Source organism: Psychrobacter sp. P11G5 (genome assembly GCF_001593305.1).
Classification (GTDB): domain Bacteria; phylum Pseudomonadota; class Gammaproteobacteria; order Pseudomonadales; family Moraxellaceae; genus Psychrobacter.
In genome coordinates this window covers 1,495,246-1,520,469 of record NZ_CP012533.1, presented here as the reverse complement: position 1 = coordinate 1,520,469, position 25,224 = coordinate 1,495,246, and the positions used below count along the sequence as shown (strand labels likewise).

The window sequence follows — 25,224 nt, the reverse complement described above, 5'->3', positions numbered from 1 at the left end:
CTGCTATATTACGCTCAATTATTTCAACCACGCTTTTTTATGACGATTTTTCTTGGCTAGACTTTTGCAGTTTCTCATAACTTTTAATCTCCATAACTATCGAGGCATGACTATGACTCCACTTACCGCACTATCCCCAATTGATGGCCGTTACGCATCTAAAGCTGACAGCTTACGCCCTTACTTGTCTGAGTTCGGTCTAATTAAAGCTCGCGTCACCGTTGAGATCCGTTGGTTACAATCTTTGGCAGATAATAGTGCAATTGGTGAATTAGCAGCATTTGATGCAGATACCAATGCCTTTTTAAACAGCATTGTTGACGACTTTAGCGAAGCGGATGCGCAAGCGATTAAAGATATCGAAGCGACAACCAATCACGATGTAAAAGCGGTCGAGTACTTTATTAAAGACAAATTCCGTGGTCAGGATGCTTTAGTTGACTCACTAGAATTTATTCACTTTGCCTGTACCAGTGAAGATATCAATAACTTGTCATATGCGTTGATGTTAAAAGACAGCCGCGAGATTGTGGTTGCCAAAATGCAGCAAGTAACCGATAGCATCGTTGACTTGGCGATTACTCATGCTGACCAACCGATGTTGTCACGTACGCATGGTCAAACTGCCAGTCCAACCACGCTTGGTAAAGAGATGGCAAACGTGGCTTATCGCCTAGCCCGTCAAATCAAGCAAATCGGTCAAGTTGAACTACTGGGTAAAATCAATGGTGCTGTTGGTAACTACAACGCTCACTTCTCAGCCTACCCTGATGTTGATTGGCAGACCCATGCTGAGCAATTCATTAATGAGCGTTTAGAGCTGACCTTTAACCCTTATACCACGCAAATTGAGCCGCATGATTACATCGCTGAATTATTTGATGTGGTAAGACGATTCAATACCATCTTGATCGATTTTAACCGTGATATTTGGCAGTATATTAGCTTAGGCTATTTCAAGCAGCGTCTAAAAGATGGTGAGGTTGGTTCATCAACGATGCCTCATAAAGTCAATCCGATTGATTTTGAAAACTCAGAAGGTAACTTGGGCGTTGCCAATGCGATGTTGGCACATTTGGGTGAGAAGCTTCCAATCTCACGTATGCAGCGTGATTTATCAGACTCAACCGTACTACGTAATATCGGTGTTGGTCTGGCACAAAGCATGATTGCATTTGATGCTTGTTTAAAAGGCGTTGGTAAGTTAGAGCTGAACGCACAGCGCTTGAATGACGACCTTGACCAAGCACAAGAAGTATTGGCTGAGCCGATTCAAACGGTCATGCGTCGCTACCGTGTTGAGAACCCTTATGAGAAGCTTAAAGCCTTAACTCGTGGTAATGCCATGACTCGCGAAGCGATGTTGACATTCGTTGAAAGTGACGAGCTGGCAGCTGTTTCAGATAGCGATAAAGCACGTCTACGTGAGATGACTCCAGCGACCTATATCGGTAATGCGGCTGAGCAAGCACGTACGATTAAAGAATGGATTGCTAAGCTTTAATCATTAGCTATCGATAACAGCTAACAAAAAAAGCGTGCAAATGCATCGAAAGTTTAACTCTGTCATTGTCAGTACTGTTGCGGTATTTATCGTCATGGTACTGGCAAGTATTGAGCCTCTAAAGTGGTCAAGCTACCTATTCCATCAATTAGGCACGTTGCTGTTTTTGGGATTAATGACATTAGCATACCGCTACTGGCATATTAGCTCGCGCTCTTATGTGCTCGCTGCAATATTTTTAATTATCCACATTATAGGTGCGCGCTATCTATATTCGTATGTGCCCTACGATGATTGGACAGAGCAGCTATTCGGTGTCCGCTTGAATGAGTGGTTTGGTTTGCAGCGCAATATGTATGACAGGCTGGTGCATTTTAGCTATGGGCTTTTGCTATTTGGTGCGATGGTTGAGATCTCAAAGTCCATCTCTAAGATTCAATCAATCAAGCTTTTAATCGCTATTGCCCTCATGATTAATATGTCATCAAGCTTGCTTTATGAGCTGCTGGAATGGGGTATTGCAACGACCTTGTCGCCAGAGGCAGCAGAAGCTTATAACGGTCAGCAAGGTGATATTTGGGATGCCCACAAGGATATGGCGTTAGCACTCCTCGGTGGGCTGATTGCGGCAGGCATTCTTTTATTTCAAGCTTCTATTCAAACTCATATTTTTAACAATAACCGTTAAATAACAGCCTTTTAAAACAGACACAAAATGGCTGCTAAAGAATAAATTAATCGTCTTTTTTGTCGTCATCACTATCGCCCGGTATGATAGCTTTACCGACAGCGACTGTGCCTTTTACCACGCCTTTGGTGGTTTTATAAGCGACTTTAGCAGGTACGGTCACAATCTTATGGACACAGGCTTGTAATAAAAACACGCTAGCGATAATGACGATAAAATGTAATTTTTTCATAAACTTCCTACGATTGATGGGATGTTCTGACAGTAGATATTGATATTTATACTGTAATGCTCGCTATCAGATAGGCGATAATCATAAACTATTAAAACCTTCCTATAAAGCATTCCTCACTATTAATCTTATACCCATTTTTAGATATGGATTTATCAATGACCTCAATTCCACTTTGTTTACCCGATTCTATTACTCCTGAGCAATTTTTGAACGAGTATTGGCAAAAAAAACCATTACTTATTAAGCAAGGTTTACCACAATTAGTCGGCATGTTCGACCCAGAAGACATGCTTGGGCTTGCCGTTGAAGAAGACGTTTCGGCGCGCTTGTTAACCCAAGCCGCGAGCAAGCAAGAAGGATTGCCACAATGGCAACTCAAAAAGAGCCCATTGTCCGAAGCAGATTTTGATAACTTGCCAGAACAATGGACCGTGCTGGTTCAGAATATGGAACAGTGGTCACCTGAGCTTGGACAGTTATGGCAGGCGTTTGACTTTATTCCGCAATGGCAGCGTGACGACATTATGGTCTCATATGCGCCCAAAGGCGGCTCGGTGGGCAAGCACTATGACGATTATGATGTGTTTTTAGCGCAAGGGTTTGGGTCCCGGCGTTGGCAGCTCGGCAAATTCTGTGATAAGAGCACTGAGTTTGTCGCAGATGAGCCGATTCGATTGTTTGATGATATGGGCAAGATTATCTTTGATGAGATACTAGAAGCCGGTGATGTGCTCTATGTACCGCCGAAACTCTCGCATTTTGGCGTTGCTCAAGATGATTGCCTGACCTTCTCTTTTGGCTGTCGTCGTCCAAACTTAATGCAAATTATTGATAGCCTAGCTGATATCGCCACCAATGACAGCGATTTATTTATCCCAATGTTATTGCCACAAACGATGCAAGCGTCAGGTGAATTGCAAGCAGATAGTATTGATGCGATTAAAGACCAGTTATTGCAAATGCTGCAATCTGAGCGTGGCGACGATATCATTCGTCAAGCAGTATCGGAAGTCGTGAGCAAACGTCAATATGATGCGCTGGTACCCGAAGAAACGGTAGATACTGATGAGCTAATGCAAGCCTTATCAGAAGGTGCAACGCTGCAAGCCGACTATAGCAATCGCCTACTCTATAGCCAAACCAATGATGGCATCACGCTGTATGCCAATGGTCAGGGTATCGATGGTCTGGATGATTCGACAAAGGCTGTCCTTGTACGTTTAGCCAATGGTGAGCATTTATACAGTCAAGACGTCAAGAATGTCGATTCAGACGATTTGAGCGAATGGCTGGAGAATGGCTGGGTCTGGATTGATTATCCTGAATAATTTTTAGGACATGCTCTAGTCAGCTCATACAAAATCAACTTCACACAAGCATAAAAAAACCGATATCTAAATAATCAGATATCGGTTTTTTGTTGGTTAACGCATTATTAAATCAGGAAAAAATTAAATTAGGAAAAAGTAAGCCCACAGCCCGACTACGAATGTGGCAATGATATTTAATACCACGCCCGTGCGTATCATTTCTGACTGTTTTATTAGACCTGTACCGAAGACAATAGCATTCGGCGGTGTGGCTACCGGTAGCATAAAGGCACACGATGCACCAATACCAATGACCAACACTAGCACTTCATGTGGTAATCCCATTTGCTCAGCGATAGCGGCAAATACTGGCACTAATAGCGCTGCCGACGCTGTATTAGAAGCAAATTCTGTCAAGAAAATAATAAATGCTGAAACTGCAATCATGACCAAGATAATAGGTGCAGTAGATAATGCATTGGCGACTGTCTCACCAAGCACTAAAGATGCACCAGAGACTTTCAATACTGTCGATAGCGCGATACCGCCACCGAATAGCATGAGCACGCCCCAATCAGTATTGTCTGATACTTGTTTCCAAGACACTAGTCCCAAGCTGACTACCGCTGCTGCTGCTGACAGCGCAATAATAGAATCGGTATCCGTAATATCGAGTGCTGCACCGATTTTTTTGGAAAATATCCAACTGAATGCTGTTACGATGAAGACGATAATCGTTAATACACGAGGCTTATTCCACTCAATAGGCGCTTCTTGTGTAACAGTGACCTTGCGATTGAGGTTAGGTTTAAGCACGAAATACATTGCCCCTAACAATAACGGTAGCAGCACCAACATCATTGGTACACCAAACTTCATCCAATCGACAAAAGCGATATCTAGTGCTTTAGCAGCGATAGCATTAGGGGGTGAACCAACGATAGTACCTAGACCACCTAAGCTGGCAGAATAAGCGATACCCAATAATACAAACACAAAGGTGCCGCGATCTTTTTCTCGATCGACCTGCGTTAAGATACCAAGAGCCAGTGGTAACATCATCGCTGCAGTCGCTGTATTTGATATCCACATCGATAAAAATGCTGTCACACCAAATATCAAAAAGACCGCTGTGCCAAGATTACCACCAGACATTGATAGTATCTTCAGCGCAATCTTTCTATCCAATTGCTGTACATGTAGAGCTGCCGCTAAAGCAAAACCACCGAAAAACAGATAAATAATTGGGCTTGCAAAACTCTGCAAACCTATCTTGGCATCGAATTCTGGTATACCAATTAGCGCACCTACCACTACTACTAAGAGCGCGGTGATCGTCACATGTACCGCTTCAGTCAGCCATAATACGCCAATAAAAAACAGCATGGCAAGGCCTTTATTAGCATTGATCTCAAATGGTAATACATTGTAGATAATCATACTAACGATTGCAGCGATTGCGACAACTATAAGCCCTTTACCTGTCCCTTTTGGAAAGGTGTCGGTAAATAAATATTCATTGCCATCATCCGGAAGATGGCTGTCTAGTTTTTGCTCTGACATAAAGTGTCCTTATTGCGCCCAGAGACATTATTAAAAGTCATAAAAATAAAAGCGTATTTTAATGGTCAGCAGTTACCTCATCGCTTACCTACTAAAATACGCCACCATCGTAAAAGAACTTCGCTTCCAATATTTTTTTATAATTACAAAAAAAACCTTACACAAACCTTATAAATAACGTTTTTTCATCAAGTTATCGACCGTAGATAGCAGCCACTAGCGCTCTTTGTTTGATGTGCTAGTCATCATTATAATCAGCACTTTATTCAAATTACTAAATAAAGCATAGTGTAATAAGCGACTTGTAGAAACAATCACATCGTTACACATCATCACTAAATTGGCTCAGTCTAACCCTGTACAAGCAAGCAATGATATCTCATACTCAATAGGTAAATCCATGAAACTTATCTAATTGATATTAGTGATTCTTGTGGAATGTCGTAGTTGTGATATAAAAGGCGATTACGATATAAAAAATTGGAATATAGAAACAAATAGGAGCATCTCATGGCAGACCATGATAAAACAGACGCAAACCGTGACAAAGCTGACGCAACGACTAAAATGGCACCAACAGATATCAACCAAGATGACCTTGCCAAAGAAGACCAACAACGCACTGATGATTGCGTTCTTGATATGATGCAAGGCTTGCATGAGCATGAAAATCATGATGAAGACGAAGAAAAATAAAACTTAGCTCTATAGTTTTTATAACGATATAATTCGGTTTACAAATACGAAGACACCTATCAATTAGATGGGTGTCTTTTTTGTCTAGGTTGCCTGATTTCTGGCAGACGATCTGAAGCACGGTTGTAGACAAACGCTGCTGTCAACACGATAGCTATTGGTACAAATAGCGCACCATAACCAATTTTGGCATATAGAAACGCCCCCACAACACTGCCACCGCAAAAGCAATACCAAATAATGGCTTGAAAACCGAGTGTTGGCTTACTAATCGGTCGTCCAGCCAGCCAGTTGCCAATCGCTGCACCCATATCTGATGTCAAGCCTGTCAAATGTGTGGTACGAATGACCGCCCCACTATAAGTAGCTACCATCGCATTTTGTAATCCGCAAGCCATTGCCGCAGCCAACTGTCCTAAATAATCATGTTGTTGATATAACCAGTAACTAAGCAATAATAACGCCGCTTCAATGTATAGCGCGCGCCCATAACGTCTGCCTAACTTCAAAGAAGTCTGACCAATAACAAAACCACTTAATATCGCCCCTGCCAAAAAAGACAGTAGTAACGCACCGATATATAAGATGCTGCGAGCGTCTAAATAGGCAATAGCCGCTGCAAATAAGCTAACGTTGCCAGTGACATGAGAGACAGACAACCCGGCAAAGCCCATGAGTGCTGAGGTATTAACACAACCGGCACTAAACGCTAATACCGCCCCGCCCCACAATATCCAATTTGGTAGTTTGGTTATCATATCTATCGCCTAAAGGCTTATTAGCAAAAAAGTGCATAGTATAACCAAAAAAGACAGCCGATTGGCTGCCTTCTATACATTTCAAATTATAAAGTTTATAGCTTATAGTTAAATAGTTAAACGTGATTACTTAGATTCTTCATCAAGCATCATTAATTGTTCACTGATGGCAACCGTATTGAAACCTGCATCAACGAACATAATCTCGCCAGTAATACCAGATGCCCAAGGCGATAGCAAAAATAATGCTGCATTACCCACTTCCATCTGATTAACATTGCGTTGTAACGGTGCAATCTTCTCACTGATATCGAGCATTTTACGGAAAGATTTGATGCCACTAGCTGCAAGAGTACGAATAGGTCCTGCTGAGATGGCGTTAACACGGATACCTTCACCGCCCATAGAGGTCGCCAAATAGCGAACACTGGCTTCAAGACTGGCCTTAGCCATACCCATGACATTGTAGTTTGGCAGTACTGAAATACTACCTTCATAAGTCAAGGTCAACATAGAACCATGGCGCATAGCCAGCAATTCGCGAGCGGCTTTGGCTAATGCAACAAAGCTATAGCTTGAGATATCATGAGCAATATGACTGCCTTCACGAGTGGTAGCGCTGACAAAGTCACCATCAAGTTGATCCATCGGTGCAAAGCCAATTGCATGGACAACACCATCTATACCATCACCCCAATGGGCAGCGACTTGCTCAAAACAAGCGGCAATGGAGTCGTCTGATGCCACATCGCATTCAAGCACTAAATCAGCTTCGAACTTTTCGGCTGCCATATCGACACGCTTTTTAATTTTATCGTTTGGATACGTTAGGATCAATGACGCCCCTTCACGATGTAGCGCTTCTGCGATAGCCCATGCGATAGAGAGTTTGCTTGCGATGCCAGTTACGACAAAACGTTGTCCTTGCAGTAGCATAATGTTTCCTTGTTGACCGATTAAGACGATTTAAAATTAAGGTGATTCAATATCATCAGTAAAGCTACTATAAGATAAGTAGCAAAAAGATGTCAGAAAAGATAGCTTATTATACACGAATCAAATTAAGTAAACAGTCGTAAACTAATAACACCTTATTTTTTGCACTTATTTATTAAACCGTTAAGCATTGTCCATAACGGTATTAAGTTGGGCTGATTTCAAGTATAATCACAGCCCTTCCCAGCTTGCACACTTTTTATAAAAATCCTTTATAAGCGTTGTTTATAACCAAGGATTTAGCGTTAAGCTACACCTACATTTTGGATGGCTGCCAAACTTATGAGTAACACCCCAATAATAACCTCAGAATATCAAGAAAGTATCGAATCCTATCGTCAGTTGATTGGCTCAACAGGCGAAGATTTATCACGTCCTGGTCTTGAAGATACGCCCGTGCGCGCGGCAAAAGCCTTTGCTCATTTGACCCAAGGCTATCATCAAAGTTTGGATGAAGTTGTCAATGACGCAGTATTCCCATCGACCAACCGTGAGTTGGTATTAGTACAGAACATTGAATTTTATTCGCTATGCGAGCATCATATGTTGCCCTTTCACGGCGTTGCACACATTGGCTATTTGCCTAATGGACACGTATTAGGTTTGTCAAAATTTGCTCGGATCGTCGATATGTTCGCCCGTCGTTTGCAAATTCAAGAAAACTTAAGTGAACAAGTGGCACAAACCATTATGGATGTGACTGGCTGTCGCGGTGTGGCAGTAGTAATGGATGCATCGCATATGTGTATGATGATGCGCGGAGTTAGTAAGCAGCATTCAACCACACGCAGTACAGCGATGCTTGGTGAATACGTGCATGATAATCAAGCACGTAATGAGTTCTTAGGCGCAGTACCTAAGCGTCAACCGGCGTTTTAAGTCTTTTCAAAATGCTAAAGAATAAAAAAGGATACATGAGTATCCTTTTTTTGTGCCAGTTTCAATATTTCTAATATACGCTGTCGCTGTAATTGATGTATTCACAATCGCTAAGCTCTTACAAAAAAATCGCCCACCATGTCATTTAGACAATAGTGAGCGATTTCTAATTCTGAGCAAACAGCCTTAACTAACTGCTTTTACTTGAGCAATCAAGTCGCCGTAACCGGCCTCTTCCATTTGAGCTAACGGAATAAAGCGCATAGCTGCTGAGTTCATGCAATAGCGTTTACCTGTAGGTGCTGGACCATCGTCAAAGACATGACCTACATGTGAATCTGCATAACGACTGCGAATCTCGGTACGAGTTCCAAATATTCCTCGATCTGCTTTTTCCACCACCAGACTAGCATTCAGTGGACGGGTAAAGCTCGGCCAGCCTGTGCCAGACTTGTATTGATCACGAGACGAATACAATGGCTCACCTGACACCACGTCTACATACAGTCCAGGCTCTTTGTTATCCCAATAGGCATTATCAAAGGCGCGCTCGGTATCGTCTTTTTGCGTGACTTTATATTGAATGTCACTTAGTGATTTTTTAAGCTCAGCTTGTGTCGGCTTCACAAACGTCTCTGGATTAAAACCAGCGCCTGTTTTGCCGTTTACAGCCTTGCTTGTCATTTCTGGCTTTGCGCTGGCCGCAGTAGGTTTAAACTTACTGAAATCCAACTGGTAATTCTTACCATATACGCTTTCAATAAACTGGTAGCGACCAGAATTGAAAGTATAGGCCTTATAGCGTAGTGGGTTCTTCTTATAATAATCTTGATGATACTCTTCTGCTGGATAAAATTTGCTAGCAGGAACAATTTCGATCACTACTGGCTTGCTATAAACACCAGAAGCTTGTAATGATTGCTTAGCAGCTTCTGCTATCTGCTTTTCTTGGTCATTGCTATAAAAAATGGCCGGACGATACTGAGTACCTCTATCTACAAACTGACCTTTGTCATCAGTAGGATCAGCAATTCGCCATAGCGCTTGAACGATACCATTGTAGGTAATCTTTGTCGGATCATAATATACTTGCGCCGCTTCAGTATGACCAGTACCACCTGCCGATACCGTGCTATAAGTTGGATTTTCAGTCTGGCCGCCTGCATAACCTGAGACCACTTCTACAACGCCAGGGATTTTCTCATAACCCGCTTCTACGCACCAAAAGCAACCGCCAGCTAGCGTAGCCACTGCCAAGTTTGGATCAGTAGGTGCATAAGGGTTGTCAATGGAGGTGTTTTTTACGGTGGCAGTATTCTCAGTAGAAGCACAGCCGACGTAAAAAATACTGCTGGCGGCCATACTTATGATAATAGCGCTTGTCTTTAATTTACGATTCATAGAAGTTCCTAAGAGTAACGTTATAAAACTATAGAACCCTTAGGAAGTACCAAAAGATAGGCAGTACCAAAAGATTCCCATATCGTTGTATATGAAGAGCTTTTGATAGATTTTCAACCGATAAAGAGCATCTAGTATACAAATTTAGTAATGTCTTGCGTTATAAAACTTTGTTTACTAGGCAGCTCTATCGCTATTTTTATCCTTATTGGTACGATCATCACTCGCTGTTTTAATTCTCGTTAGGATATCTTTAATCTCTGATGCTTGCATATAAGTAGGGACCGCATAAGTATCGCTGACTTCTTTGGCAGCCGCTTTGGCGATACTATCAAAATCACTAGTTTTTATACCTTCAACAGTAGGGTTGATACCTACTGTTTCGAGCAAGTCTCGCACTTGGGCAATAAGATGGTCTGCCACATCGTTATCACCGTTATCAGCTTGACCACTTTTTATAATACCAGTCTTTCTTGCCAATATTGCCAATCTTTTTTCACTCGCCTTACGGTTTAGCTCAAGTACATAAGGTAGCACGATCGCATTAGCGCGACCATGCGGGACATTATAATACGCCCCTAACTGGTGAGCGATGGCATGAACATAACCAAGACCTGCTTTATTTAAAGCAATACCACCATAATGAGCTGCAATCCCCATCTCTTCTCTGGCTTTGAGATCGTCCCCATTTGTATAGGCTATCGGTAGATACTGCATAACTGATTTGACAGCAGAAGCAGCGTAGTAATCGGTCTCAGCGCTAGCGTTTATACTCATCCACGCCTCTAAGGCATGGGTGAGGACATCAATACCGGTATCGGCTGTAATATGCGCGGGCATACCTTGCATAATGGTCGAGTCAATAGCCGCTGCTAATGGCACCATTTTTGGATCGATAGAGATCGCCTTTTGATGGGTTTTATCGTCTGAGACAACTGCACCAATAGTGGCTTCTGAACCGGTACCCGCGGTACTCGGAATACAATAAAGTGGCATGCAAGGTTTTTTGGCTTTAAAAAGTCCAATGAGCTGTTTTGGCTTGTAGTTGTTGCTTTGGCACATAGCAATCATTTTGGCCGCGTCAATCACCGAACCACCACCGATAGCTAATACGACATCGCAATTAGCATTCACAGATTGACGTAAACCTTCTTCAATCACTTTAAAAGTAGGGTCTGGTGTAATGCAGTCATAGACATGATAGCCAATATTATTTTTTTGTAGATAGTCAGTAACTTTGGCTGGTACACCTAGCTTGTTTAGCACAGCATCAGTGACAATGAATACATTGCGGCCACCTTCATTGATAATCATGTCACACAGCTCATCACACGCTTCTTCGCCTACAAACAATAGAGGCCTTGGTATTGTCATTAAATGTGAGAAGGCATTTAATATCTTAGCTCGAGTTTTGGCAACCGCTAGGTAACCTGCATACTGCAAACCATCAGTATTAATGAGCTTAGAAATACTTGTTTTTTTTGTGGGCATGAAAAATCCTTTAAACGGAAATGCTAAGAAGTGTGTAAGTAGCTATAATAGCTAACTACTGTTTGATCTCATTTTGACACTGTAGCTTTTAAAATACAGCTATTATTGTGAACTGATGTGTTCTCAATCGTTATTAACTACTCTCTTTAACTAACCATTGCTCATTATCTTGACCAAAATACCAAATCATCATTACAGGCGCTAAAATACTCAGCCAAATACCATAAGTAATATTCAAACCTTGCGCCACAGCAATATAACTCAGCCCAATAATGATTAAAGCAATGACCATCGCAACAATATTGTTACTCGACTTGCGGCACATTAACTCTCGCAGTATCGTTAGCGTCAATAAAAACACACTTAACATGCCCATCAACATACCCATCGCGTACGTCTGTGAGATGACTTGATTTGCGCCATCACTGGTATCGCCCGCTACGGACTCGGTAACCAAATTAAGCATACTGCCTAAACCTGCTATTGAGGCAAAGATAAAGAAATGACCATAGCCAAATAAAAACAAATCATGGCGACGGCGTTCTTTGTTTAGGATCGTATCGAAAGGGACGATGAAATATAACCACCATAAAGAAAACACCAATGCTACTAAGCTTGAGCCTAGAAACATAATAGAGCTTGCAGCGGAAGAAGAATTGGCTAAAAAATATTGAATCGTATTGCTAACCCCTACCACACCCTCGCCTAATACGATAATGGTCAACAGGCCATAACGCTCTGCAATGTGTCCAGGATGCCAATTGTTGAACTGCTCCGAGCGTGCCCATACAGGCATGAGTAACTCTGCTACGATAAATAAGAACAATGCAGGCGTTTGTAATGATGCGGGTAGAAACAGCCAAATTATCCAGAGTGCTTGCAAGGTTAATAAACCGACTATACTACGCCCAGCGACCTTTTTATGTCCTGGTACTTGTCGATAGACACGCCACCACTGACTACAACTCGCCAGCCGCATAATGGCATAGCCCATTACCCCAATCCATGTCAGCCCTTGCTCATAAAACTGATGGATATTGGCTGCTATCATAAGCGAGCCAAACATCTGAAACATCACTGATATGCGATAAAACCAGTCGTCAGGATCATATCCTGACGCAAACCAAGTAAAGCTGGTCCATGCATTCCACAGGATAAAAAATGCCACGATAAAGGTTAAAAACCCTGAAAGATCATGTTCACTCAAGCGGTCATAGAAACCGTTTGCAGCAGCAGCAACGGCGATGACATAGACTAAATCAAACAAAAGCTCAAGCGTGGTTGATGGTCGATTTGGCTCATTAGGATCTCGGGCTTGGATGGGTTTTATTTTGAGCCTGCCAATCATGTAGAGTGTTCCGATTTATCTAAATTCATATAGCTATTCCATTCTGACTGCTTAGGCTATAGCATACTTGCCTGCAATAACTGCTTCGCATACGGATGTTTTGGATTATTAAAAATATCTTCGGTAGGTCCGGACTCTATGCACATGCCTTCTTTTAGCACCATAATATGCTGACATAACGCGCGTACTACTTTTAAATCATGGCTGATAAATATATAACTGATTTGCAGTTTTTCCTGAATCTCTCGTAGCAAGTTGACCACAGTGACTTGCGTGGTACTATCAAGCGCAGAAGTTGGCTCGTCCAGTATCAATAAACTTGGCTGCATAATTAGTGCGCGTGCAAGCGCCACCCGTTGACGCTGACCGCCCGATAGCTCATGCGGATAACGTTGCACAAACTCTAACGGTAAATGCACGGTAGCAAGACTCTCCATCACTGCCTGCTGGCGGGATATTTTATCAACACCTTGTACTAATAATCCTTCTTCGACTATCTGCATGACCGTCATGCGAGGATTGATACTAGCAAAGGGGTCTTGAAATACCATTTGAATCTGTGAGCGGAACTTACGCAGCTCGCTCTTGGACAATGCTGAAATATCCTGTCCATTAACCAGTATCCGACCACCGACACGCGTTTGATTGCTGAGTAACTGACTTAACGCAAGTGCAATTGTTGTTTTCCCAGAGCCTGACTCACCAACGATACCTAATGCCTGCCCTTTTTGCAGGATCATATCGACATCTTTTACCGCATCGAACCAACGTTTAGTACTGCCAAACAAGCTTTTCTCAATTGGAAACTGTACTTGTAAATTGCTGACCTGCAATACGGTTGGTTGCTGACTTTCATCCTCAAATAAATTCAGCGCTTGTCCAAAGTCTTGTTTGATAAGCGAGCGGGTATATTCTGCCTTAGGCTGACTGAATACCGCTGCGGTTTTCCCCTGCTCAATAGTCTGCCCTTGACGCATGACGATGACTTCATCGCTGTAGCGCCTGACCAAATTGAGATCATGGCTGATTAATATCATCGCCATATTATGCTGTCTCTTAAGATCATCTAATAGGGCGAGAATTTCATGTTGCAAGGTCACATCAAGCGCAGTGGTTGGCTCATCAGCGATTAAAATATCTGGCTGTTGTGCCAATGCCATGGCAATCATTACCCGCTGACGTTGACCACCCGATAGCTCATGCGGATAGCGTTTCAGCTTATCAGCAGGGTCGCTAATATTGACATCGTCTAGCAAAGCGATGCTTCTTTCGCGCCATTGCTTTTTGGGTACACCGCTGAGACGCAGAGACTCTGCGATTTGCTTAGCAACCGTATGTAATGGATTAAGCGCCGTCATCGGCTCTTGAAATACCATGCCGATGCGTTGACCACGGATAGAGCGTAGCGCAGCATCACGTGTTTTGTGATTGCTTATCGGCAACGTAGTCATTCCTGTTGCATCTGCTAATTGCACCTCACCGGTAACGGTCAAACTGTCCGGTAACAAGCCCAACAGCGCAAGACTGGCAATAGACTTACCAGAGCCCGACTCACCAACGATGGCTAGCGTTTGCCCTTGCCTAAGCTCATAAGTTAGCTTATCGACTAAAGCAGTACCTGCATTGGTGGCAATACTAAGCTCATCCACTGCCAGCATGAGCTTGTTTTGTACATTGCTATGACTGTTATTTAAACGGTTGTTTTGCTTAGTAGCAGTTATCATATTAGCGTTTATCATCTTATCAGTTGTCATATCAGGAGCGCCTCGGATCAAAGGCATCACGTAGCGCTTCGCCAACGAAGATTAGCAATGATAAAATAAAGGTTAAACTGAAAAATCCAGATAAGGCCAGCCAAGGCGCATCAAGGTTGTTTTTTCCTTGTACCATCAGCTCACCAAGTGACGGTGATCCGGGCGGTAAGCCATATCCTAAGAAGTCTAGCGCTGTTAAAGCAATAATATTAGCCGTTAGGATAAAAGGCAGCTGCGACAAGCTTGACGCTAAAGCATTGGGCAGGATATGTCTGAGCATGATTTGACTGTCCGAAACGCCAAGGTTACGAGCAGCACGGACATAATCAAAATTACGCGCCCGTAAAAACTCTGCCCGTACCAAACCGACCAATCCCATCCAACCGAATAACAGCATCATCGCAAATAGCATAGTAATACTAGGGCTAAACAAGCTGACCAAAATAATAATCATAAACAGCTGCGGCATACCGCCCCACACTTCCATAAAGCGCTGCCCTGCCAAATCTACCCAGCCACCATAATAACCTTGTATCGAACCGACGATGACGCCAATTAACGCGCCCGCTAGGGTCAGTGCCAGACCAAACAACAGCGATACCCGCATGCCATAAAGTATCCGCGCTAGCACATCACGACCCATATCATCAGTACCAAGCCAATTCTGACTATTGGGTGCGGCCGGATATGGAATGCCTAGCTCAACGTTTGGCGTCTGATCGGCAAATGGAATGAGCGACATCACATAATAACCCTGATCATTAATCAGCGTTTGCACCGCAGGATCTTTGTAATTGGTTTCGGTCTCAAATACACCGCCAAAAGTTGTTTCAGGATAGGCTTTCAACACTGGAAAATAGTAATCGCCTTGATACTGCACCAGCAGCGGCTTGTCATTGGCAATCACATTGGCTGCCATACAAATAACAAATATCACCGAAAAAATAAACAGCGATATAACGCCAAGACGATTATGGCGAAAACGGTTTAGGCGTGCCTGCCAAATAGGATTTAGGCGACGTTTTTTTTCTAGTGAAATAGCAGACGTGCTTGAGGACGTTGAAGGTAATGGATGACTTGACATTAGCGCCCCTCAAAATCAATACGAGGATCAATCAAGTGATAACTTAAATCACTGATTAACTGTAATAACAGTCCCATCAAGGTAAAAATAAATAACGTGCCAAATATCACTGGATAGTCGCGCTGCTGAATGGCTTCGAAACCTAACAACCCCAAACCATCAAGCTTAAAGATGATTTCAATGAGGAAGTTACCAGCAAAGAAAATTCCAACGATAGCCGCTGGAATACCGGCAATAATAATCAGCATCGCATTACGAAAAACATGACCGTATAAAACTTGACGCTCACCCAAGCCTTTCGCACGGGCGGTGAGCACGTATTGCTTACCCAGCTCTTCTAGAAAGCTAAACTTGGTCAAATAGGTTAAGCCTGCAAAACCGCCAACGGTACTTGCCAGCAGTGGCAATGCAAGATGCCAAAAGTAATCTTTCACTTTACCAAATGCGCTTAATTGATCGAAATTCTCAGAGGTTAGTCCTTGCAGTGGAAAAATATTCCAGTAGCTACCACCCGCAAAAAACACCAGTAGTATGACTGCAAACACAAATACAGGTATCGCATGCCCAATGGCAAGTAGCATAGCGGTGGCTTTATCAATCCCCGAGCCATGATGCATGGCTTTATAAACACCCAGTGGAATGGCTATCATATAAATCAGTAACGTACTCCAAAGCCCAAGCGAGATTGATACTGGTAGCTTCTCTATGATGAGATCGGTCACTGATTGGCCTTTAAAAAAAGACTCACCAAAGTCCAGCTGAGCATAGTTCTTTAACATCAGCCAAAAGCGCTCAGGTGCCGATTTATCAAAGCCGTATTGGGCATTAATCGCTGCAACCATTTCTTCTGATAAACCACGAGTCCCTTGATAGGTACTGTTATTACCGCCCGCACTGCCCGCGCCGATATTACCACCGAGTGCATTGTCTTTTGCGCCCTGCTCGATAAGCGCTAGCTGCTGCTCTACAGGACCGCCAGGAGCCGCTTGTACAATCACAAAGTTCGCCAGCAATATCAAAAATAGCGTCGGTAATATCAGTAACAATCTTTTTAAGATATAACGACCCATAATGGCGGTTTCCTAGAATAAACAGATATGACAACTTAGCATTTAGAAGTTGTTTTTAAGTTCACGTAAAGCTGCAAATACGGTCAAAGACTTATCATCTTCGATATTTACTTTAGACTTTACGCCTGTTATCACACTCGGCTCTTGCGTCCGTAAAAACACATTTATTGCACGCTCATGCTCTAAGGTTACGGGTAAAGTTGGAATGCCTTGTGCGGTTTTTTCTTCTGCTTGCGCCAGTGCTTGCTTCATCGCCTCATTGTCAGGCTCAATAGATAGGCCAAAACGTAGATTGCTAGCAGTATATTCGTGGGCTGGATACAGTAACGTCTCAGCAGGCAGCTCATTTAAGCGCTTAAAGCTGTCATGCAATTGCTCAATCGTCCCAGTAAAAACGCGTCCGCAACCAGCACTAAACAGGGTGTCACCACAGAAGCAATGCTTACTGCCGTCGATATCTAATATATAAGCCATGTGACTGGCAGTATGACCTGAGACATCCCATACTTGTGCAGAACAGCCCCACGCACTTACCGTACTACCATCTTTAATGGTCTGATCTTCGTCTACCGTATGCTCGCTGTGTGCGACCAAATGCGTCATAGGATAAGACTCTTGCAGTGTTGCTACGCCGCCAATGTGATCGTGGTGATGATGCGTAGTCCAAATCGAGGTGAGTTCTAACTGGTTCTCTTCTAGATAGGCAACAACCGGCTCGGCTTGACCTGGATCAATGACAATCGCCTGTTTATTACTTTCATTGATTAATGTCCAAATATAATTATCATTGAACGCTTTAATTGGGTGAATACGAATACTCATATTAAATCCTTACCAATAGTTATTTCTATTACTAGTTATCCATGAACGGCTAAACCACTTTGTCTGTGTTAAATAACGATAGCCAATACTTTTAGTTTATAACCTTATCAATATCTTAAATTGCTGTTATTTTAAAAAGGTCCATCACTAAAAACCGTTACTTTAAAAACATTGTCACTTATTGTCTTAAATATTTATCAACGCGTGCTTCTGCTTCTTTATCTGACCACCAATAATCAATGCCTACAGCGTTGGTCGGCAGCTTTTCAGTATGACGATATTGATTCCAGTAGGCAACATTGGTTGCAGATTTGCCATATAGAGGTACTAAATAATGACCAGCTCGTAGCAGGCGATCGAGTGTTTTAGTATATAAAACAATCTCTTCACGGCTCTTAGCATTTGCAAGTGCAGCTGTTATCTCATCGATAACTGGGTTTTTAATACCGATTGTATTTCTATTACCAGGCTCATCGGCAGCCGCGCTACCCCAAAAAGCCGCTTGCTCAGCACCAGGCGATAAACTTTGGGCGAATACATCAACCACCATATCATAATCAAAACGGCGCACACGCTCGTAATATTGCGGACCATCCACTTGACGTAGGGTGGCATCAAATCCTAACCGCTTTAAATTACGAATATAAGGCAACAATACACGTCCCATAGTCTCGCCCGTCATCAAAATTTCGATCTGAGCAAGCTTACCATCAGGTTGATATAGCTTCATATCGTCATAATAAAAGCCAGCATCTAGCAACAGCTGCCGCGCCTTTAATAACGCTTTGCGATTAAAGCCGCTACCATCACTAGTCGGCAGTTGCCACTTTGCTAATACGGCTTGACGCTGTATTGGTTCAAGCTTAGATAACAAAGGTGTTAGCACCTGCATCTCAGCAGCAGATGGCGTACCAGTAGCGGCAAGCTCAGAGCCATGAAAGAAGCTTTGCAAGCGTTCATACTGCCCATGAAACAAGGTTTTATTCATCCACTCAAAATCATAAGCAGCCGTCAATGCTTGGCGAACGCGAATATCTTGAAAAAGTGGCCGACGCACATTCATCACTAGACCCTGCATCGGTACTGGGTTTTCACTACTTATGGTTTCTTTATTAATCATACCTGCTTTGACGGCTGGGAAATTGTAACCCGTTGCCCAATTAGAGGCTTTGTTTTCAGGGCGGAAGCGATATTGCCCAGATTTAAAACCCTCAAAGGCAATCTCATCACTTTGATAATACACAAACTTAATCATATCAAAGTTATAACGACCGCGATTAACCATCAAATCACGACCCCAATAATTGGGATCACGTATATAACTAACCGCGCGCCCCGCATCGACACGACCTAACTTATAAGGACCGCTGCCCATCAATGGCGTTAAGCTGATTTTTTCAAAGTTAGCATCAATAGAGGATTTGGCAAAAATAGGAAACTGCCCGACTGTTAATAAAATCTCTTTATTATTATCTGAGGCAAAGACAAACTTTACTTGTTGCTTATCGATAATTTCAATGGCTTTAATATCGCCTAAATAACTGCGGATATACATCGGCCCTTTGTTCAGTATCGCGTCATAAGTAGCTTTGACATCGCTACTGGTCACAGGAGACCCATCCCAAAAGCGTGCGGCAGGGTTAATATGATAGATAATCCAGCTGGTGTCATCAGGGTCGTAAGTCACCTTGCTTGCCAGCTGCGGATACATGGTAAAAGCTTCATTTAGTGAGCCAGTCATCAAGGTATCATATAGATAATCGGTGCCAATCATTGCCACACCAGTTGTCATCCATTTGTTGGCAGCATTAAAGGTGCCACGCGCATCAAGCGATAATGTACCCCCTGTCGGTGCATTTGGATTGGCATAGGGCATAAAGGGCGCATCAATATACTCAGTGGTACTATTATGACCAAGCGCAGTCGTGGTAATTGGAACTGCGATACTGGCTGGTATCCAACTCACAATTGCCACTAACAGGACAGTTTTTAGCATGGTATTTTTTATCATAATAAAGTTATAACAAACCCCTCTACCAAACCAAATGGATTTATGCAGAATTTACTTAATGACTGAAAATTCATTGCAGCTTAAATGACAATTAAAAGAACATACGGCGCAACATAAGCTCTCATAATTGCTGCAAAATTTCATCATAACAAATTTAGGTTTTTTAACCTAATGGTTTGCAGTGTTACGGTTGCGGTATAACGCCCTACTCATCCAAAAAGAAGGTTGATTTTTGATAAAAAAAGACGCAACTCATAAAAGCTGCGCCCTTTGTTCTAAAGCTTATGCTAACTTAAGCGTGCTTTTTTTCAAATGCTATCATAAAGTCAACCAATTGCTGCACCCAGTCTAGCGACACTGCATTGTAAATACTGGCACGCATACCACCCACATCGCGGTGACCTTTTAAATGCATCAAACCTGCTGCCTCTGACTCTTCTAAAAACACTTTATCAAGGCTGCTGTCTGCTAACGTAAACGGTACATTCATGATAGAGCGATACTTAGGATCAACTGGATTACTATATAAGTTGCTATCATCAATCGTTTTGTAGAGCAAATCTGCTTTTTGCTGGTTAATTTTGCCGATAGCAGCAACGCCGCCTTGCTCTTCTAACCAATCAAATACCAACCCTGCCAAGTACCAAGAATACGTCGCTGGCGTGTTTGACATGGATTCTTTTTCAGCTTGATGCTCGTAGTTCATTAGTAGCGGGCACCACTCACTCGCCTGTCCCAATAAGTCTTCACGAATAATCACAATGATTAATCCTGCTGGACCAATGTTTTTTTGCGCACCAGCATATATCATCCCAAACTTAGAGACATCGATTGGCTGTGACAAGATAGAAGATGACATATCAGCAATTAGAGGTGCATCAACTTGTGGTGGCTCAAATATTTGCAAACCATGAATAGTCTCATTGGCGCAGTAGTGGAAGTACGCAGCATCTTCGCTTATATTCCAATCGCTTTGGGCTGGCACGTCAGTAAAGTTACTATCTTTACCAGTTGCCACTAGATTAATCTCACCAAGACCTAGATTGGCATAACGCTGTGCTTCTTTGATGGCTTTACCTGACCATGCACCCGTAGTCAGGTAGTCACCGCGCCCACCATTTAATAAGTTCAATGGTATCGCTGAAAATTGTAAGCTTGCACCACCTTGCAAAAACAGCACTTTATAATTGTCTGGAATGTCCATCAATGAGCGCAATTTAGCTTCGGCTTTTTCGGTAATTGCGATGTACTCTTTGCTACGGTGGCTCACTTCCATGACTGACATACCGCGCCCTTGCCAATCAAGTAGCTCACTTTGCGCACGTTCTAGCACTGCGGTCGGTATGGTGGCGGGTCCCGCTGAAAAATTAGGTACACGGTTAGGAGCGGCTTTGGTAGTCATAATCATTATCCTAAATATGATGAAATCATCGTTGTTATATAAGTTTTAAAAGCTAAGGCTTCAAACTGCTGCTTTAAAACCTCTTAAGGTAAGTCTTGTCTCTATTTTTATTCTTAATCACTATGTTCAATAGCTATTGCAGCAGACTGTAAGTCTTTAACTCTGTCTCGACAACTGCTCCCAAAGCTGACGCTTAAGGCTACTATCAGCGAGCATCTCATCCAATGTGGGCACAGTAGTCAGAGTAGGATGCACAAGGCCGTCAGGCAACGCAGTCAATGCAGCAACTTTTATCTCTTCGCTGCGTCCAATTTTAAACACATATCCAGCAAGGCTAGCATTGGCAAGCTCAGCCGTATCCATCCCCTCACAGATAGGAAATGATGTTGTCTCACAGCTGATTGACAGTGCTTGCGTGATATTTTGCCACAGTTTTTGACTGTTGTTATTAAGTGCTTGGATATCAACCAAAACCACCCAATCGCCATAGCGACCACCTTGTAAATCAAATGGTGCTACTTTTTTAAAGCTGTCCTCTTTAAAACTATCTTCCTTAAAATTCTCAGCGCTATTTGTGTCAGCAATAGCGGCTTGCTGAACGACAGAATCTACAAGGGATGTAACGACTGTCTTAGAGGTATCAGGGACAGTCGTGTCAAAACTATAGGTAACGGGGCTTTGTTCGTCAGGATAGCTTAAATTTGGCTCATTAACGTCATCATGATAATGGTTAATAGATTCATCATCTACTATGCCTGATATAGATTCCGCAGACTCTATATTTGAATGATCAACGTTTGCAGCGTCAATACTTGGATGTTCTATATTTGGACGGCTAATGCTTGGCTGTTGAATAGTTGTATCGGCAGAAGTAGACTGAATGGCGCTATTAATTATAGTAGGGTCAGGTAAAACAGGCGCAGAAATATCTGCAATATTTAGGGTTTCTGAATTCGGCTGCACCCACTGATTGATACCCATCATCGCTAGAATTTGGCGTTGCTGCATGCGGCGCTGCAATACAATTAGCGGTTCTTGGATATCACTCATACGACTCTACTATCCTACTTATCTAAAATGGGTTTACAAGATTTTAATGTCAAAAACAATGCCAAAAATGATGTTGAGAAACGATCTAAAATATTTAGCTTCTTGCTAGCGAAACACTCACCCAGCTTCAATCAATGACATTTATCAAAAAATTTGACGAACGCCTAACCAGTGCTCTGCGAGTACCATCAAGCAGTCGTACTCATCCTGACTAATTATCGTATCGTGTAACATCACCGTATGCAACGTACTTAGCCATTGCCGATACTCATTATAATCTATTTGATGGCTATCCTGTTGTCCCTCTCGATAATTATTCTTAGACTGAGTATCTGCTATAGGTGCCCTAGAAGTAGTTGTTTGAAAGATAGGAACAGCGTCAATAATGGCCAGTAACTGAATGCTATTTAAATTTTGTGCGGTTAATAGCAGCCATTGCAAATTTGCATCACTGACCGTGGTTAAATCAATATCAATCAAGCGTGTATGGCGATGTAAATCCACAATATAGTGCGCAACACTGTCATTATTATAGCCGAACTCTGAAATAGGTACTGAGCTATCTAACGTCAATATCATTTGACCTTTGACATCTTTCGATAGCCGATATGCAAGCAACGTCAATATAGCCCTCTTAACCACATTAAGACCGTTAAACACCTGTCCTGAAGGGTCAAGCTGAGCGCATATATCACTCATACCCCTCTGTAATAGCGGTTGCCATTCACTCTGTGTATCTACATCAGTATCATTTAAAACTTCAGAAAATATCGGCCGTAACTGCTGTAAATGCAGTGCTTGCCATAGCGATAGAATTGGTGAAGCTTGCTGCGCTGGAGTTGAGATCAAGGTACTTTTTACATGAGTCGGTACTGGCTGTTCGTTAACCATTAAATCTTTTTTAGCTGATACGTTATGAGCGAAACTTTTAGTCAGATCAGCTGATAGCTGTTTTCCAAACAACTCAAGCAGGCCTTGTTGATAGCGCAACAGCATCGTACGGCACTTTTGCTGCTTTACATAGTGTTGATGGGCTTGGTTACTATGACTGCGTTCACTTTTGAGACGTAATTGATCAATAGTGCTTTCTGATAAGTTATGCTGACTGATTTGCTTCACAGCGAATGTAATCAAAGCACTGTCTAAACGCCGGTCAAGACTCGCCACTATTTTTAATAATTTATGGTCTAGCGTATGCGCTAAAATTTGAGGGTTACTGAAATTCTTAGTGTTAGCATCGGTGTCAGCAGCAGACACACTATCATTTGAAAGCCCAATCCAAATATCTTTTAAATCATGCAAGCCAGTCATAGATAGTGTCTGTCCTTGATGGCACAGCATGACGGCCTCAATCAGAGCTTGAGCCCCTAACGGATGATAACTGTGATTGAGAACATATTGTGGTAACGAGACCTTTTTTATATCGTCAATACTAATTAAAGTTGCTGATGGCAAATCGCTGTCAGTTTCTGCTTGCCATGGCTTTAACAGCTGATAAGTACCTATGTCTTTTGCATGTACCTGCAAACGCCCATCAACAACCACATCTTCCTCTACGACAAACTCAAGACCTACATCTGTTTCCAATTTACTGCTAGGTTCATCAGTAGAAAAAGCTGAAGCTTCATTGTCAGCGATATCATTAGGACTATTGATGATACTATTATCAACAGATGCTGGTTGAGGTGTAGGTATATGAGATTGGTGCGTAACTTCTTTCTTATTACTGCTTAGGCTATTTTCTTTTATTGCTCCCCAATCACCAAGACGACGCTGTTCATATATCTTTTTTATCTTTTGCTGATTTAGGCGTTTTTCTCGTGCAACTTGTATGGCAAAGTCATGATAAGCATTTGCATTGATAGCACTCATGCGCTCAGCTAAGCTAGGATGCGTAGCAAACCACGAGACTTCACCCAGATCCGCCCCACTGCTGGCGAAAAAGAAATGACTCAGCCCGTTGATGTCAGCGATATTTGATAAACGCGAACCAAGCGAATCTTGATGAATGGCTTTTAAGGTTTCCATAATCGCAGGCGAGCGAGTCAGCTGCACGCTGGTCGCATCCGCGAGCAATTCACGCTGACGGTTAAAGCTATGCTTAATCAGCTGGGCACTTGCCATACTCGAAAAACTCAACCCATGTAACAACAATGTCCAAACACTGCGCGGTGCTTGCCGATCAATCACAGGTCTATTTTGTAGCCATCTAGACTGACTTTTTGCTGATGACTGATGACTGTTCGATTGGGTTTGCCAGTAAGATACCCAATCGCTATGGGTAGTAAAGCTTTCTGTCTGCGCTTCAGTGCTGCGCGCACGACTATCGATTGCGCTTTGTGGCAAAGGCATGTCTCGATTAACAGCACTATTAAAAGAGCTATTAATCGAGCTATCGAAATAACTGCCTTGCCGACTATAACTAGAGGCGTTATTACTGATAGGATCACTCCAGTCATAGACTATCTGCAAACCTGCTAATACTACCATCAGCTGCAAATTGAACGTCGCATCGCCATGCAAGATATGACCATATTCATGCCCTATAAGCCCGTATAGCCCATCATCAGACAGTTTATCTAGCGCACCTTGGGTGACGACTAACACCATATCCTGACTATGGCGACCCGCAACGAAACCATTGATGCCTTGCTCATCAGGCAGCACATAGAGAATCGGCATACTTAGACCGGAAGCAATAGCCAACTGCTGGGCAGTCTCATAATAACGCCGATAAACAGGTGGAAAATCACGCTCATCACGTACCGCTATATGACGGTCACTAAAGCGAACCTTGGCAACCGTCTCATGCTGATGGGCGACCCCGCTGCTATGTTCCCAAGTGTTCTGGCTGTTATCGATAAACAAACGCACGGCACCCACGCGCTGGGCAATAGCACGGCCACCAGCCTTTAAACGACGGTACTCTAAAAAGCTACCACCAATAAAGCTAGCCAACGTCCAAACAATGACTAGTACCAGTGCCCAATAGTACACACCACCAGTAAATAGGGTAAGCAGCAGCGTCATTACCCCAAGCGCCACTGCTATATGTGCAAATACTATGAGAAAAAACAGCCCGTAGAGCAACAGGCTGCGCTGAGTACGTGTCCGCTGTTCACCAAAAAAATCCATCTATATGCCTGACTTAAAGATAGCTAA

General features: G+C 42.8%; 20 protein-coding genes. 5 read left to right on the top strand and 15 right to left on the bottom strand.

The window, feature by feature from the left end; genetic code table 11:
• Nucleotides 1–112 precede the first annotated feature (112 nt).
• Together purB and AK825_RS06355 are read left to right on the top strand one after the other, a co-directional pair.
• Nucleotides 113–1,504 carry an adenylosuccinate lyase gene (gene purB, locus AK825_RS06360; RefSeq protein ID WP_068035536.1) on the top strand — a complete coding sequence of 464 codons (1,392 nt, stop codon included), beginning with the start codon at nt 113–115 and terminating at the stop codon, nt 1,502–1,504.
• A gap of 40 nt (nt 1,505–1,544) precedes the next feature.
• Nucleotides 1,545–2,192, top strand: coding sequence for a DUF2238 domain-containing protein (locus AK825_RS06355; RefSeq protein ID WP_068035534.1), 648 nt, complete (start codon nt 1,545–1,547; stop codon nt 2,190–2,192).
• 46 nt (nt 2,193–2,238) lie between these two features.
• Here the strand turns inward: AK825_RS06355 and AK825_RS06350 are convergent, their stop codons facing one another.
• Complete coding sequence (locus AK825_RS06350; RefSeq protein ID WP_025653303.1) at nt 2,239–2,424, bottom strand: NF038104 family lipoprotein; 186 nt, start codon at nt 2,422–2,424, stop codon at nt 2,239–2,241.
• A gap of 158 nt (nt 2,425–2,582) precedes the next feature.
• Between AK825_RS06350 and AK825_RS06345 the strand changes: the two genes are divergently transcribed.
• Complete coding sequence (locus tag AK825_RS06345; protein ID WP_068035532.1) at nt 2,583–3,755, top strand: cupin domain-containing protein; 1,173 nt, start codon at nt 2,583–2,585, stop codon at nt 3,753–3,755.
• A 123-nt stretch (nt 3,756–3,878) separates the two neighbouring features.
• Here the strand turns inward: AK825_RS06345 and AK825_RS06340 are convergent, their stop codons facing one another.
• Nucleotides 3,879–5,300: a DASS family sodium-coupled anion symporter gene (locus tag AK825_RS06340; RefSeq protein ID WP_068035529.1), complete on the bottom strand. Its 1,422-nt coding sequence runs from the start codon at nt 5,298–5,300 to the stop codon at nt 3,879–3,881.
• Between the two features lie 510 nt (nt 5,301–5,810).
• On the opposite strand from AK825_RS06340, the gene AK825_RS06335 reads away from it, so the two are divergent.
• Nucleotides 5,811–5,996 (top strand): hypothetical protein, encoded by a 186-nt coding sequence (locus tag AK825_RS06335; RefSeq protein WP_068035527.1) that lies wholly within the window; start codon nt 5,811–5,813, stop codon nt 5,994–5,996.
• Between the two features lie 59 nt (nt 5,997–6,055).
• Here the strand turns inward: AK825_RS06335 and AK825_RS06330 are convergent, their stop codons facing one another.
• A complete protein-coding gene (locus AK825_RS06330; protein WP_068035525.1) occupies nt 6,056–6,754 on the bottom strand; it encodes a YoaK family protein in 699 nt (232 codons plus the stop codon).
• A gap of 126 nt (nt 6,755–6,880) precedes the next feature.
• Complete coding sequence (locus tag AK825_RS06325) at nt 6,881–7,690, bottom strand: enoyl-ACP reductase (RefSeq protein WP_068035523.1); 810 nt, start codon at nt 7,688–7,690, stop codon at nt 6,881–6,883.
• A gap of 342 nt (nt 7,691–8,032) precedes the next feature.
• Between AK825_RS06325 and folE the strand changes: the two genes are divergently transcribed.
• Nucleotides 8,033–8,629, top strand: coding sequence for a GTP cyclohydrolase I FolE (folE, locus tag AK825_RS06320; protein ID WP_227514127.1), 597 nt, complete (start codon nt 8,033–8,035; stop codon nt 8,627–8,629).
• Between the two features lie 186 nt (nt 8,630–8,815).
• Here the strand turns inward: folE and msrA are convergent, their stop codons facing one another.
• From msrA to AK825_RS06265, 11 genes are all read right to left on the bottom strand, one after another.
• A complete protein-coding gene (msrA, locus tag AK825_RS06315; RefSeq protein ID WP_068035519.1) occupies nt 8,816–10,030 on the bottom strand; it encodes a peptide-methionine (S)-S-oxide reductase MsrA in 1,215 nt (404 codons plus the stop codon).
• Nucleotides 10,031–10,207: 177 nt separating this feature from the next.
• The gene (locus AK825_RS06310; protein WP_068035517.1) at nt 10,208–11,521 is read right to left on the bottom strand and encodes an iron-containing alcohol dehydrogenase; all 1,314 of its coding nucleotides are present in this window, start codon (nt 11,519–11,521) and stop codon (nt 10,208–10,210) included.
• Between the two features lie 133 nt (nt 11,522–11,654).
• Nucleotides 11,655–12,869: a low temperature requirement protein A gene (locus AK825_RS06305; protein WP_068035515.1), complete on the bottom strand. Its 1,215-nt coding sequence runs from the start codon at nt 12,867–12,869 to the stop codon at nt 11,655–11,657.
• A gap of 56 nt (nt 12,870–12,925) precedes the next feature.
• Complete coding sequence (locus AK825_RS06300) at nt 12,926–14,623, bottom strand: dipeptide ABC transporter ATP-binding protein (protein ID WP_227514126.1); 1,698 nt, start codon at nt 14,621–14,623, stop codon at nt 12,926–12,928.
• 1 nt (nt 14,624) lies between these two features.
• Nucleotides 14,625–15,707, bottom strand: a complete 1,083-nt coding sequence (locus tag AK825_RS06295; RefSeq protein WP_068035513.1) for an ABC transporter permease — start codon at nt 15,705–15,707, stop codon at nt 14,625–14,627.
• On the bottom strand, nt 15,707–16,777 hold the full coding sequence (gene yejB / locus AK825_RS06290; RefSeq protein ID WP_068035511.1) for a microcin C ABC transporter permease YejB: 1,071 nt from the start codon (nt 16,775–16,777) through the stop codon (nt 15,707–15,709). The genes AK825_RS06295 and yejB overlap by 1 nt, the downstream gene beginning before the upstream one ends.
• 42 nt (nt 16,778–16,819) lie before the next feature.
• Nucleotides 16,820–17,599 (bottom strand): hydroxyacylglutathione hydrolase, encoded by a 780-nt coding sequence (gene gloB, locus AK825_RS06285; protein ID WP_068035509.1) that lies wholly within the window; start codon nt 17,597–17,599, stop codon nt 16,820–16,822.
• A 178-nt stretch (nt 17,600–17,777) separates the two neighbouring features.
• Nucleotides 17,778–19,610, bottom strand: a complete 1,833-nt coding sequence (locus AK825_RS06280) for an extracellular solute-binding protein (protein ID WP_068035507.1) — start codon at nt 19,608–19,610, stop codon at nt 17,778–17,780.
• Nucleotides 19,611–19,902: 292 nt separating this feature from the next.
• The gene (serC, locus tag AK825_RS06275) at nt 19,903–21,012 is read right to left on the bottom strand and encodes a 3-phosphoserine/phosphohydroxythreonine transaminase (protein ID WP_068035505.1); all 1,110 of its coding nucleotides are present in this window, start codon (nt 21,010–21,012) and stop codon (nt 19,903–19,905) included.
• Between the two features lie 156 nt (nt 21,013–21,168).
• On the bottom strand, nt 21,169–22,062 hold the full coding sequence (locus AK825_RS06270) for a hypothetical protein (protein ID WP_068035503.1): 894 nt from the start codon (nt 22,060–22,062) through the stop codon (nt 21,169–21,171).
• A 144-nt stretch (nt 22,063–22,206) separates the two neighbouring features.
• Nucleotides 22,207–25,197 carry a M48 family metalloprotease gene (locus AK825_RS06265; protein WP_068035501.1) on the bottom strand — a complete coding sequence of 997 codons (2,991 nt, stop codon included), beginning with the start codon at nt 25,195–25,197 and terminating at the stop codon, nt 22,207–22,209.
• Nucleotides 25,198–25,224 lie beyond the last annotated feature (27 nt).

Bases quoted from the DNA above. Each gene is read 5' to 3' on its own strand.
- purB (WP_068035536.1), top strand. From the start codon at position 113: ATGACTCCACTTACCGCACTATCCCCAATTGATGGCCGTTACGCATCT.
- AK825_RS06355 (WP_068035534.1), top strand. From the start codon at position 1,545: ATGCATCGAAAGTTTAACTCTGTCATTGTCAGTACTGTTGCGGTATTT.
- AK825_RS06350 (WP_025653303.1), bottom strand. From the start codon at position 2,424: ATGAAAAAATTACATTTTATCGTCATTATCGCTAGCGTGTTTTTATTA.
- AK825_RS06345 (WP_068035532.1), top strand. From the start codon at position 2,583: ATGACCTCAATTCCACTTTGTTTACCCGATTCTATTACTCCTGAGCAA.
- AK825_RS06340 (WP_068035529.1), bottom strand. From the start codon at position 5,300: ATGTCAGAGCAAAAACTAGACAGCCATCTTCCGGATGATGGCAATGAA.
- AK825_RS06335 (WP_068035527.1), top strand. From the start codon at position 5,811: ATGGCAGACCATGATAAAACAGACGCAAACCGTGACAAAGCTGACGCA.
- AK825_RS06330 (WP_068035525.1), bottom strand. From the start codon at position 6,754: ATGATAACCAAACTACCAAATTGGATATTGTGGGGCGGGGCGGTATTA.
- AK825_RS06325 (WP_068035523.1), bottom strand. From the start codon at position 7,690: ATGCTACTGCAAGGACAACGTTTTGTCGTAACTGGCATCGCAAGCAAA.
- folE (WP_227514127.1), top strand. From the start codon at position 8,033: ATGAGTAACACCCCAATAATAACCTCAGAATATCAAGAAAGTATCGAA.
- msrA (WP_068035519.1), bottom strand. From the start codon at position 10,030: ATGAATCGTAAATTAAAGACAAGCGCTATTATCATAAGTATGGCCGCC.
- AK825_RS06310 (WP_068035517.1), bottom strand. From the start codon at position 11,521: ATGCCCACAAAAAAAACAAGTATTTCTAAGCTCATTAATACTGATGGT.
- AK825_RS06305 (WP_068035515.1), bottom strand. From the start codon at position 12,869: ATGATTGGCAGGCTCAAAATAAAACCCATCCAAGCCCGAGATCCTAAT.
- AK825_RS06300 (WP_227514126.1), bottom strand. From the start codon at position 14,623: ATGACAACTGATAAGATGATAAACGCTAATATGATAACTGCTACTAAG.
- AK825_RS06295 (WP_068035513.1), bottom strand. From the start codon at position 15,707: ATGTCAAGTCATCCATTACCTTCAACGTCCTCAAGCACGTCTGCTATT.
- yejB (WP_068035511.1), bottom strand. From the start codon at position 16,777: ATGGGTCGTTATATCTTAAAAAGATTGTTACTGATATTACCGACGCTA.
- gloB (WP_068035509.1), bottom strand. From the start codon at position 17,599: ATGAGTATTCGTATTCACCCAATTAAAGCGTTCAATGATAATTATATT.
- AK825_RS06280 (WP_068035507.1), bottom strand. From the start codon at position 19,610: ATGATAAAAAATACCATGCTAAAAACTGTCCTGTTAGTGGCAATTGTG.
- serC (WP_068035505.1), bottom strand. From the start codon at position 21,012: ATGACTACCAAAGCCGCTCCTAACCGTGTACCTAATTTTTCAGCGGGA.
- AK825_RS06270 (WP_068035503.1), bottom strand. From the start codon at position 22,062: ATGAGTGATATCCAAGAACCGCTAATTGTATTGCAGCGCCGCATGCAG.
- AK825_RS06265 (WP_068035501.1), bottom strand. From the start codon at position 25,197: ATGGATTTTTTTGGTGAACAGCGGACACGTACTCAGCGCAGCCTGTTG.